10 protein-coding genes are annotated in these 11513 nt (G+C 45.2%); all 10 read left to right on the forward strand.

What is annotated here, in order from left to right; all coding sequences use genetic code 11:
- Positions 1-18 precede the first annotated feature (18 nt).
- Positions 19-939: a glycosyltransferase family 2 protein gene (locus CRG97_RS01740; protein WP_237566259.1), complete on the forward strand. Its 921-nt coding sequence runs from the start codon at positions 19-21 to the stop codon at positions 937-939.
- Entirely contained in the window at positions 918-2342 is a 1425-nt protein-coding gene (locus CRG97_RS01745; protein WP_161952902.1) for an O-antigen ligase family protein, read from the forward strand. Before CRG97_RS01740 ends, CRG97_RS01745 begins: the two co-directional genes overlap by 22 nt.
- Position 2343: 1 nt before the next feature.
- The gene (locus CRG97_RS01750; protein WP_098741465.1) at positions 2344-3129 is read left to right on the forward strand and encodes an SGNH/GDSL hydrolase family protein; all 786 of its coding nucleotides are present in this window, start codon (positions 2344-2346) and stop codon (positions 3127-3129) included.
- Positions 3126-4277 (forward strand): glycosyltransferase family 4 protein, encoded by a 1152-nt coding sequence (locus CRG97_RS01755; protein WP_098741466.1) that lies wholly within the window; start codon positions 3126-3128, stop codon positions 4275-4277. The genes CRG97_RS01750 and CRG97_RS01755 overlap by 4 nt, the downstream gene beginning before the upstream one ends.
- Positions 4278-4309: 32 nt before the next feature.
- Positions 4310-5635, forward strand: coding sequence for a lipopolysaccharide biosynthesis protein (locus CRG97_RS01760; protein WP_237566260.1), 1326 nt, complete (start codon positions 4310-4312; stop codon positions 5633-5635).
- A gap of 30 nt (positions 5636-5665) precedes the next feature.
- Positions 5666-6763 carry a glycosyltransferase family 4 protein gene (locus CRG97_RS01765; RefSeq protein WP_098741468.1) on the forward strand — a complete coding sequence of 366 codons (1098 nt, stop codon included), beginning with the start codon at positions 5666-5668 and terminating at the stop codon, positions 6761-6763.
- Positions 6764-6791: 28 nt separating this feature from the next.
- Positions 6792-7913 (forward strand): glycosyltransferase family 4 protein, encoded by a 1122-nt coding sequence (locus CRG97_RS01770; protein WP_098741469.1) that lies wholly within the window; start codon positions 6792-6794, stop codon positions 7911-7913.
- Between the two features lie 78 nt (positions 7914-7991).
- Positions 7992-9179, forward strand: coding sequence for a glycosyltransferase family 4 protein (locus CRG97_RS01775; RefSeq protein WP_098741470.1), 1188 nt, complete (start codon positions 7992-7994; stop codon positions 9177-9179).
- Positions 9176-10372 (forward strand): glycosyltransferase family 4 protein, encoded by a 1197-nt coding sequence (locus CRG97_RS01780; protein ID WP_098741471.1) that lies wholly within the window; start codon positions 9176-9178, stop codon positions 10370-10372. Before CRG97_RS01775 ends, CRG97_RS01780 begins: the two co-directional genes overlap by 4 nt.
- Entirely contained in the window at positions 10372-11511 is a 1140-nt protein-coding gene (locus CRG97_RS01785) for a glycosyltransferase (RefSeq protein ID WP_098741472.1), read from the forward strand. The genes CRG97_RS01780 and CRG97_RS01785 overlap by 1 nt, the downstream gene beginning before the upstream one ends.
- The last annotated feature ends 2 nt before the right edge of the window (positions 11512-11513 follow it).

The raw sequence follows: 11513 nt of genomic DNA on the forward strand, positions 1-11513 counted from the left end.
GTCTTGAGAATGAACATAATGATTAGCATCATCATTCCGACTTATAAACGGGTAGAAGCTCTTCATAAATGCCTGGAAGGAATTCAGCGGCAGACAAGGTACCCTGACGAAATCATTCTTATTATAAGAAAAACGGATCATCAGACATTGCAGCATCTTTCCTTGATGAATATTAAGAACCTCAAAATGGTGCTCATTGAACAAACCGGTGTGATCGCTGCATTGAATGCCGGAACTCAGCAAAGCACTGGCACGATAGTGGTATTAACTGATGACGACACGGTTCCCCATGCCGATTGGCTTGAAAAGCTGGAACATCATTATCTGTCGAAACCTGATATAGGAGGTGTTGGGGGTAGGGACGTCGTGCATTTCCGGGGTACCCCTATTCCGGCCGGGAAAAGACAGGTTGGCATTATCAAACCCTACGGGCGAATCATCGGGAATCATCATGTAGGCATAGGAGAGGTGCGGGAAGTTGATATTCTGAAAGGCGCCAATATGAGTTTTCGAAGAGAGGCTATTCAAGGCTTGAGGTTTGACGAGAAATTGAAGGGAACAGGTGCTCAAGTCCATAACGAACTAGAGTTTAGTTTGGCCGTTAAGAAGAAGGGCTGGAAATTGATATATGATCCTCAAGTATGTGTTGATCATTTTCCGGCTGAACGATTTGACGAGGATCAGCGGAACGACTTCAATGAGACCGCCTTTATAAATGCGGTACATAATGAAACTTATTCGGTGTTAAAGCATGTGGGCATGATCAACCGCGCGCTATATTTATTTTGGGTGGTTACCGTAGGGAGCAAAGCTACACCTGGTGTCTTCCAATGTATACGACTATTACCCCTTCAAAAAAACATGGCGTTGAAAAAAGTAAGGTTGGCCTTTAAAGGCAGATGGGATGGTTGGAGAACATGGAGAGAATCTTTGGAATAAGTGGTACGCAAACCGCTATGGGACGATTGTTTTATCCCCTCTTAGTGCTGGCGTGTGTCATTGTTCTTGGAGCCATGGTTGGAATTGTTGGCTCAATCGGATCGCTCCATATAAGGCTCCTAGAATTTACGCTGCTTTTTCTTAGTGTGATGATGGCGCTGCACATTTACTTTAAACGCCCCCATGCATTGGTGCCATACTCGCTCTTGATGTGGGTTATGAGCCCGGAAATGAGGCGATTGCTCGATTGGTCATTTCAGTCCTACACCAACACCTCCATTATCTCGCTAATTCCCTATTGCATAAGCCTGGTTATGTTAATCCCGATTATCAAGAATATCAAGCAATTGGAAAGAAGAATTGGGCTACTCCTGAAAATCATGGGTGTTGCCCTGATTTATGGATTTGGCGTTGGATTCCTAAAATATGGATTTTCATCCGTTTTTGATTTATTGAATTATGTTGTTCCATTCTTGGTTCTGGCTTACGTCAATGTATGCCGCTTCGATCAGGATGTCCGAGATAAATGGCTTAGAAGCTTGGGGTATCTTGCCGTTATCGTTGCCGCATATGGGATTTATCAATACCTGGCTCTTCCTCCCTGGGATAAATTTTGGATGATCAGCTCCGAGATGAAATCAATAGGCCTTCCAGAACCTCAAAAATTTCGGGTGTTTTCATTGTTGAATTCACCTGGGCCAGCGGGTGTGTTTCTCTCTCTGGCGCTTGCCGTCATGACGGTTCAAAAGAGATGGAGAGCGTTCGGAGTAGTTGGAATCTTGATCGTAGCTTTCGCTCTCCTCCTGACGCTGGTTCGTGTAGGTTGGATTGCTTATGCAGTTATGATTGTTGCCTACTTTATCCGTTCCCATCTAAAGAGCAAAATGCAACTGCTTATGCTGGGGATCGTCATTGTGCTCGCTTATCAGTTTTTACTGCCTGTTCTGCCGGGTTCAAGTCAAGTGACTTCTCGTATCGATACATTTGGTTCCCTGGAAGATGATCACTCATTTAATGAGCGGCTCCATTTTTCCACCCATATATTCTCGGCAGTTATGGCTAATCCCGTTGGAATGGGGCTCGGGAGCTCGGGACTTGGAGCGAAATTAACCCAAAATTCAGACACGCTGGTGGCGTTTGATAACGGGTACTTGAACATATTTTATACCTTTGGTTTGCCATTGGGGTTAGCGGTGGTTATTTTATTGGTTTATCTCTTTGTGTATCTCTATAAGTCGAGCAGGACCGAAAAGGTCTATTCCCCGCTTTCCTTTGCAGCCATCAGCGCAGTTCTATTTCTATTAATGGCAAGCAATATTTTGAGTGGATTTAGCGGGTTTATTTTGTTGCTGATCATTTCGCTTGCATATGTGCCAACGTCCTTAAATCGGGAGGGAATATGAAATGTTAATCGTATTTTTAGGCGATTCCATTACACAGGGACTCGGTGTCAGTAGGTCTGGGAAGACTTATGCAAACCTATTACAAAAGAAACTGCAGTCCTTGAGTTCACAACCGATAGAAATCATGAATTTTGGAGCTAGTGCCATGCAGGTTCACGAAACCAGAATGAAGTACGAAAATAAATTGTTGGAATTACAACCTGATATTATCGTATTTGCCCACGGAATTACAGAATCTATCGTGAGAGAGCACAAACATTATCTCAGGTTCATGCCGAAGAGGTGGAGAAAGCCCGGATGGATGGATCCGAGACCATACTATTCGACACGAAGGTCCAGAAGATGGCTGGAAATGTTGGAGTCTGGATTAAGGTGGAGAGTAAAGGTTTCTCTTATTAAAGCTTTTGGCGGCAAGCCATGGATGCGTATAGACGATTTCAAACTGCACACAACGGGGTTTATTCTAAACATGCTTAATCGCAACAAACATACCAAAATCATATTTCTCGCTCCTGGAGATATTGAAGAGAAATACTTTCCGGGGTCTTCCGCTTCGATGCGGGAATATCGATTGGTATTAGAAGATATTTACGAAGACAGCAGGTCGACGAAACGAGTCTTTATGTGTGACTCCTCGAGACATCTCCATCAATGGAGCGATTATTTCAAAGATCGCTTCCATCCGAACGAGAAAGGTCATGAAAAAATTGCCGAGGCACTCATGGAGACTATCGTCCAATATTCGCTATTGGGACATAACCAAGTTTTGAGAGAGGTAAGCCGATGAAGATCTGTTTCGTTACACACAAGGTGAAGAAAGGAGACGGACAGGGAAGAGTCAATTATGAGGTCATTGCCGAAGCCGTGAAGGAAAGACATGACGTTATCATAATATCCTCAGAGTTATCAGAGGAGCTCAGAGCTCATCCGCAAATCACATGGGTAAAGATAGGAACAAGCTGGATTCCAACTATGCTGCTCAAGTATCAGTGGTTCGCGTTGTACTCCGCGATCTGGATATGGACGCATCAGAGAGGAATAGATCTCGTTGTAGTGAACGGCTTTATTACTTACGCCCGCTCCGACATTAACTGCATTCATTTTGTTCATAGTGCATGGATAAGGTCTAAGTATCATCCTTTCCGGGAGCAAAAAAATGCAAAAAGCTTGTACCAGTTCATTTATAACGGTCTAAATGCCTTATTGGAACGTCTTGCCCTACAGCAAACAAGGCAAATTGTAGCGGTATCGGAACAGGTCAAGGAGGAGCTGGTGCAGGATGCCCATATACAAGCACACCGTATCTCCGTGGTTTCCAACGGTGTTGACCTGAACGAGTTCTACCCGCGAACAGTGAATCGAGCCGATTTTAACTTGGCAGTTGAGCGAACCTACGCGCTGTTTGCTGGGGATTTGAAGTCCAAACGAAAAAATTTGGATACGGTGTTGGCAGCCCTGGCCAATGTTGAGGATATCGAGCTCATCGTACTTGGATACATCGAGAAAAGTCCATATCCCCAGCTAGCACAAGAATTGGGAATTAGCGACCGTGTTCATTTCTTGGGATACCGGCAGGACGTAGCAGATATGATGTCCCTAGCAGATTTATTTATTTTTCCTTCGAGGTACGAGCCGTTTTCACTCGTTATATTGGAGGCCATGGCCTCGGGATTGCCGGTAATCACAAGCAATCGCTGCGGAGCCGTTGAACTTCTGTCCAATCACTCTGCCGTCATCATCGAGGACCCTGACGATACCTCTGCATTAATACAGGCGCTAAGGGACCTAAGTTCTGACCGAGAACGGCTGCAATTGATGGCACGGTGGGCAAGGGAGGACGCGCAAAGTAACTCCTGGGAGCTTATGTCCAGCAAATACATGCAGCTGTTTTATAAAACTTCGAATTTAAAATTCAAGACCGGTAACCAGGCCTGAAGGGATAAGAATGAATGGCTATCACTAATTTAATGAAGCAAAGAAGGAATTGGGGCAGTTTAGGAAACGTTGTCCAAATATTTGCGTCCAATGTATTTATCCTTGGATTAAACGTGTTGACAGGGATAATAATCGCACGTTTCTTAGGCCCAGAGGGACGAGGGGAACAAGCTGCCATGATTATGTGGCCCAGATTCTTAGCTTACTCCTTAACGCTGGGCATTCCGGCTGCACTTGTGTATTACATGAAAAAAAAGGATGGGAATCAGAGTTCTCTTTATGTAACGGCGTTGTACATGTGTGTACTGCTCGGTTGTGCTGCTATGGGAATAGGTGCAGTGATCATTCCGTACTGGATGAAAGGGTATTCCGACGAAGTGATTGAATTTGCAGTTTGGGCACTGGTTATGTCGCCCATTGCCATGATTGGAACGGTCAATACGGCGGCCCTGCAATCTAGGGAAGAGTACCATCTCTATAATTTCATGCGATACATTCCGGTACTTGGCACATTAATCTTGCTCTGCGTTCTTGTTGTAACGGGTCATGTTACGCCTTTCTTCACATCGGTTGCGTATCTCTTTCCAGTCATTCCGATTGCCGTATGGACAACGTATAAACTGATCTCTCATTACAAGATGAAGCAGAAGAACAAGATTGAGTCTGGAAAGAAACTGCTTGGGTATGGGATCAGATCGTATGGGACGGATGTAGCAGGAACCTTTTCTGGATACATCGATCAGATTTTAGTCGTCGGCTTATTGTCTCCTAGCAGTTTGGGCTTATATGTCGTGTCCCTTAACCTAGCGAAGATGTTGAATACGATTCAAGGTGCCATTACCTCGGTCTTGTTCCCTAAGGCCTCGGGGCTTCAGCAGGCAGAGGCTCTGAGTTTGACTTTTAAGGTCACTCGAATCAGTACGGTCGTAACCTTTGTAGTAGGCGCAGTCGTTTACGTGGTCGCCCCTTATCTTCTGATTCTCTTGTACGGGAAATCGTTTTTAGAGGCTGTTACGGTTTTCCGAATTCTGATCTTCCAAACGGCCGTAACCAGCATATCGTGGATTCTTGCTCAAGGCTTTATGTCCATTGGTAAACCTGGATCGGTAACCATCATTCGTATCACTACGCTTGGAATGAATATTATATTAATGAATCTATTCATCCCACGTTTAGGAATTCAAGGGGCGGCGATATCCTTACTTGCAACATCATTGATAGAAATGACGGTTATTTTTCTGATCTATACCTTAAAGCATAAAGTTACTTTTCAACATTGGATCATTTCGAAAAGCGATTTCCTTTGGCTGCTTGATCGTATACGTAAACAAAAAGCACGCAGCAGGGAATCTACGTGATAGCGGCAGATCATAAGGAGAGGTGATCATTTGAATATCTTGCATATTGCCAATCATATCAAACAATCGGGGAACGGAATTGTGAATGTTATGATCGACGTAGCATGCGAGCAGTCCATGCTGGGACATAAGGTAGCTGTGGCATCTGAGGGCGGCGAATATTTAGCTTTGTTGCGGCAACATAACATAGAGCATTATAACCTGGATCAGACAAGAAAGCCGATGCAAATGCTGCAGGCTTTTTTTCATTTTCAGAACATCGTCAGACGGTTCCAGCCGGATATTATTCACGCGCACATGATGACTGGGGCTTTGCTCTCACGGTATTCCAAAGGGTTCCGTAAATACAAGATCGTTACGCATGTTCATAATGAATTTCAGAAGAGCGCCGATTACATGAAAGTAGGTGATACGGTTATCGCAGTAAGTCAGGCGGTAGCCAAATCGATGGCCAATCGGGGGGTCAACGAAAGAAAACTTCGAGTTGTTCTTAACGGTACGATCGGAAGCAAGAGAAATCAACGAATGGAAGGGGTCTCGCTCAAGGGGCGTGCCATTGTTACGGTTGCCGGGTTGAATGAACGCAAAGGCATAGCCGATCTTATCGAGGCGTTTAATATTGTCTCCGGGCAATGTCCGGAATCGGAACTGTATATTGTGGGGGACGGACCGGAGAAAGAACGATTCAAGTCAATGGCTACGCAATCATCGAGCCGGAATAGAATTCACTTTGAGGGGTTTCAGACAGACCCCAAAAAATACATGAGTTCGTCTGAGGTATTCGTCTTGGCCTCCCATAAAGATCCGTTTCCGTTAGTGTTACTTGAGGCTAGGGAATCGGGCTGCGCCATCATCGCAACTGATGTGGATGGTATACCTGAGGCGCTGGATTTCGGCAATTCGGGGATGCTGGTACCACCAAAAAGTCCGGATAAGCTGGCAGAGGCTATCTTGAACATGTTGAACGACGAGGAACTCCGTGAAAAATACAAAAGATCTGCCGGGCAGGGGCTGGAGCTTTATAAAGTGGATCGTGTAGCGAAAGAGACGATAGAGATCTATGAGGATCTTCTGAGCGACAAATACCGAATGAGCAGTCGGAGAGAAGAAATGAATGGAATGGAATAAAATCGATTGAATAATTGGAGTGAATCCCGTGAAAGTAGCCATGATTGCAAATTCTAATCATAATATGAACTCGGGTGTATCAGGAACCAGATTGGCGATTGCGGAATCCTTAAGGAATCTAGGCGTGCACGTAGATACTTATTTCATGGACGACTTTAAAGTGTTTAACGGCGGAATCCTGGATAAAATCATCTTTCCATGGAAGCTGGCGTCGAAATTATCGAGCTGGAAAGATTACGACCTTCTGGATATTGCCTCCGGAGACAGCTGGGTACTATCATATTTCAAAAAACGCCCTGTTATCGTCTCAAGCAGTCATGGACTTGAACACTTGGCTCATAAAGAAATACTGGAAGAGAATCGGCTGGGCAATTTGTCGCTTAGCAAAAAATATTATATTTACTGGGGCGGGTACCGGATTTGGGAGGTATCGAAATCATTTAGAAGATCGGACTTTTCGATTGTTCTTAATTCCGAAGATAAAATTTTCGTGCAGAATCAACTGGGGAAAGAAACGTTCAAAATCAGCGCTATTTTTAACGGGATACCAAGTTATTTGTTAAATCTGCCGCTCGATGATATGGAGATAGAGAACATGCCGGTGATCCGAATTGCCCAGGTAGGCAGTTACATTCATAGGAAGGGTATTTCTTACAGCACCAAGGCCCTAAATGCTATTCTTGGCAAGTTTCCTCAAGTTGAGGTGGCCTTTATGGGAACAGGGTGCGAGAAGGAAGTCGTGCTATCCGATTTCGACGAGGGAGTAAGGGAAAGGGTTAAGGTAATCCCCTCATACAAACACAGTGAGTTACCCAGCATGTTAAAAGGATATCACATTAAGCTATTTCCAACGCTATCGGAAGGATTTGGGAAAACGTTGATCGAATGCATGGCATGCGGCCTTGCTCCGATCACGACGGACACGGCAGGTCCGGCCGATATTGTGACGGATGGCATGGATGCCCTTGTCATACCGAAGCGAAACGTTGACGAAATGATTCTTGCTCTGGAAAAGTTGATTCAGGATCCGGTATTATTGCGGCACCTTCGCCACAATGCATACCGTACGGCACAGGTATTTACTTGGGATAATGCAGCGAGAAACCGGCTGGAATGTTATCAGAAAGCAATTCAACATTTAAAGAAATAAGGCTTAGCTGTGGTGTAGTTGTTACCATATCTTTAGCTCCAACGTTTTATTAATTCATTTTAAGAAAAGAGAGATACCATGAATGTGCTTTCAACCGGAATGGGATGGATCGATATCCAGCATGGAGGTTTAAACCGTTATTTTGCAGATTACACCAAAGCCATGAAAGAATTTGGTCATTCTGAACTGGGCTTTGTCGTCGCTCCTAAAGGAGTGGAACTGCCTTCAGACCGGAACATCAGTAACGCAACTAACGAGCTTCGCCTCAATCACTTCCTTCCACGTATGAAATCGGTGCAGAAGCATGCGGTTCAAGCGGTCCGAAGCTTTCGCCCGGATGTATTTAATCCACATTTTGCGTTTTACACAACCATGGTTACAAGAAACCATATCCCTGCGCATATCCCCATTGTCACCCATTTCCACGGTCCGTGGGCTATGGAATCCAGAATAGAAGAAAAGTCAACTGCGGGTGCAATAAAAAATACAAAGTTCTGGATCAAAAAGCAAGTCGAGCAATTGACCTACCGCCGTTCCGATAGTTTCATCGTACTTAGTGAATACTTTCGTGATGTATTGACCGAAACCTACGGCGTAGATGAGCGGAAAATACATATCATACCCGGTGCGGTGGATCATAATCGCTTTCGGCCGCATCCAGATCGTAATGAATTAAGATTGCGATTAGGCATCGCCCCCTATCAACCAATACTCTTCTGTATCAGGAGATTGGTTCGCAGGATGGGGATCGACCGACTGATTTATGCCATGGTAGATGTGGTTCGAGTATTCCCTGAGGTCCGATTGTTCATCGGTGGAGACGGACCGATGCGGGCGGAGTATGAAGCGCTAATCCTTCGGCTCGGGCTTTCTCCCAATGTGAAACTGCTTGGCAGAATTTCAAATGAGGAGCTTGTTGAGTACTATCAGGCTGCGGATATCAGTTTAGTACCGACACTCACGTTAGAGGGGTTCGGTCTTATCACCGTTGAGTCTCTTGCCTGTGGCACGCCGGTACTGGGAACCCCTTACGGGGGAACGAAGGAAATCCTGCACCAAGTATCGGATGAGTTGATGTTTGAAGACGGTACTGCTGAATCGATAAGCAAGAAAATCATTGATGTGCTGAATAAAGATTCATTCCTTCCTTCACGGGAAGCATGCAGGGAACATGTATTGAATCGGTACACATGGAGTCGAGTGGCAGAAGCGGTGACCGCTGTATTCACGGAGGAAGTTGAGAAAAGAAAGGTATTCAGAACATGAAAATCGCCTTTTATAACCATACAAGCACGGTAAGCGGTGCGGAGATCAGTCTCTTGTTAACTGCAAAATATGTAACGGAGGCACATCCGATTATATTTGCTCCGGAAGGAGAACTGCTGCAGAAGGCACGCAATCAGGGAATCGAGGTTGTTGCTCTACCCAGTTATCGGGCGCGAATGACCAGAAATCCATTTCTGCTTGTTGTCTATATGATGGGGATGCTGTGGGCAGGGTGGAAGCTTGCTCTACTCATGAGAAAAAGCCAAGTGGATCTCATCCATGCGAATTCCATCCGAGCAGGTATTATGGCTGGACTATTCAGATGGTACCATCGTCTACCCGTTGTGTGGCATATTCGAGACATGCCTCCCCAAGGTTATATAGGCAATTTAATCAAAAGACTCGCAGGGAGTACAGCTAAGGCACTGATCTGTATTTCAGAATCTGTCTTGCAAAGTATGGAGCATCCTTCCGTAGCTAAGCGGTGCCACCTTGTACATAACGGTGTGGAGCTAAAGAACTTTCATGACGAAGAGAAACAAAGGATTAAAGAGCATATCCGTTCGGAATTACAAACACCACAGGAAGCACAGGTGCTGGCTATCATTGGTCAAATTGCTCCCTGGAAGAGACAAGAAGATGCTATAGAAGCATTCGCAAGTCTTATTCGTGAAGAACGGAATACGGTTTTATGGATCGTTGGGGAAGCCAAGTTCAGGCAAGAGAACGAACGTTATCTGGTCAGATTGCAAGAGATGGTTAAAGCTTTTGGCCTTGAAGACAAAGTCATATTCACCGGATTCCGGGAAGATGTATTGGAGATCTGCTGTGCTGCAGATCTCCTTTTATTATGTTCGGACCATGAACCTTTCGGCAGAGTCATCATTGAAGCCATGTCACAAGGCACTCCGGTTGTGGGAACCAGAGGCGGTGGTGTACCTGAGATTATTGATCATGGGGTGAGCGGGTTTATGTATGAAATCGGAAATACAGATGAACTCGCACAGTATATCCGTCAGGTGCTCGATGATAAGGCTGTATGGTCTTTACTTAGTCAAAATGGGCAGGAAAGAGTAAGGGAGATGTTCTCCATTAAGCAGACATCTCATAACGTGCAACAGATCTATAAGGAGCTATTGGCGAGACCCGGCGTCGAATCGATAGAGCGTCAGCGGGCAAAGGAGATTGTATAATGCGGAATTTGAAAGTGGCTATCGTACATGATTACCTCAATCAGATGGGAGGAGCCGAACGGGTTGTGGCTGTATTCCACAAGATGTTTCCCGATGCTCCAATTTATACGACGATCGTCGATGAGAATAAACTGCTTCCCGAATTGAAGGATGCGGTCATTTATACCACATGGATGCAGCGCATACCTGGGATATTGAGCAAATTCAAACTGTTTTTCTGGCTGTATCCTTTTGCTGTTCGATCCATGAACGTAAAAGGCTACGATCTTATTCTAAGCTCCAGCAGTGCTTATGCGAAAGGTGTGCGGAAGGGAAATCAAAGTATACACGTATGTTATTGCCATGCTCCCATGCGCTTTGCGTGGAATTTTGAAGCCTATATGGATAGCGTGCAAGTGCCGAATCTCGTGAAGCGAATTGCTAAATGGTTCACCTTCCCCCTTCAAGCATGGGATAAGAACAACTCCAAGCAGGTGGATTACCTTATTGCCAACTCTACCATCGTGAAACAGAGGATCGGGCAATGGTATGGAATAAATGCCTCTATTATATTTCCCCCCGTAGAAATTAGTCGGTTTAGCATCGATGAAGAGAAGCCGGAGGATTATTTCCTCGTTGTCTCCAGAATGGTATCTTACAAAAAAATTGACCTCGCCGTAGAGGCCTGCACTCGTCTGGGCCGGCGGCTGCTCGTCGTTGGAGATGGACCGGATCGACAGAGGCTTGAGCAGTTAGCAGGTGATACCATTACTTTTCTCGGCAGAAAAAGTGATGAAGAGGTTGTCCGTTATATGCAGCATTGCCAAGCGCTTATCTTTCCGGGGATTGAGGATTTTGGGATTACACCGCTTGAAGTGAATGCATGCGGTCGCCCGATCATTGCGTACCGTGAAGGCGGAGCTTTGGACACGGTCGTAGCGGAAAAGACCGGACTCTTTTTCGACAAACAATCGATAGACTCGCTTTCCGAAACGATTAGGCGCTTTGACCAATATGATTGGGATTCGGAATGTATTCGGGAGCATGCTGAGAAATTTAGTGAGGATGTATTTGTAAAACGACTGCAGTCCAGCATCGATGGCCTGATCAGGGCAAGAGAGATTAACGCTAAGCTTATGGAAGTGGAAGGGAGCTATTAATC

The sequence above is a fragment of the Paenibacillus sp. EZ-K15 genome (assembly GCF_002573715.1).
Taxonomy (GTDB): Bacteria; Bacillota; Bacilli; order Paenibacillales; family Paenibacillaceae; genus Paenibacillus_AQ.

Excerpts from the sequence above, each read along its gene's own strand:
- CRG97_RS01785 (WP_098741472.1), top strand. The coding sequence starts at position 10,372 with ATGCGGAATTTGAAAGTGGCTATCGTACATGATTACCTCAATCAGATG.
- CRG97_RS01780 (WP_098741471.1), top strand. The coding sequence starts at position 9,176 with ATGAAAATCGCCTTTTATAACCATACAAGCACGGTAAGCGGTGCGGAG.
- CRG97_RS01750 (WP_098741465.1), top strand. The coding sequence starts at position 2,344 with ATGTTAATCGTATTTTTAGGCGATTCCATTACACAGGGACTCGGTGTC.
- CRG97_RS01775 (WP_098741470.1), top strand. The coding sequence starts at position 7,992 with ATGAATGTGCTTTCAACCGGAATGGGATGGATCGATATCCAGCATGGA.
- CRG97_RS01745 (WP_161952902.1), top strand. The coding sequence starts at position 918 with ATGGAGAGAATCTTTGGAATAAGTGGTACGCAAACCGCTATGGGACGA.
- CRG97_RS01755 (WP_098741466.1), top strand. The coding sequence starts at position 3,126 with ATGAAGATCTGTTTCGTTACACACAAGGTGAAGAAAGGAGACGGACAG.
- CRG97_RS01740 (WP_237566259.1), top strand. The coding sequence starts at position 19 with ATGATTAGCATCATCATTCCGACTTATAAACGGGTAGAAGCTCTTCAT.
- CRG97_RS01760 (WP_237566260.1), top strand. The coding sequence starts at position 4,310 with ATGAAGCAAAGAAGGAATTGGGGCAGTTTAGGAAACGTTGTCCAAATA.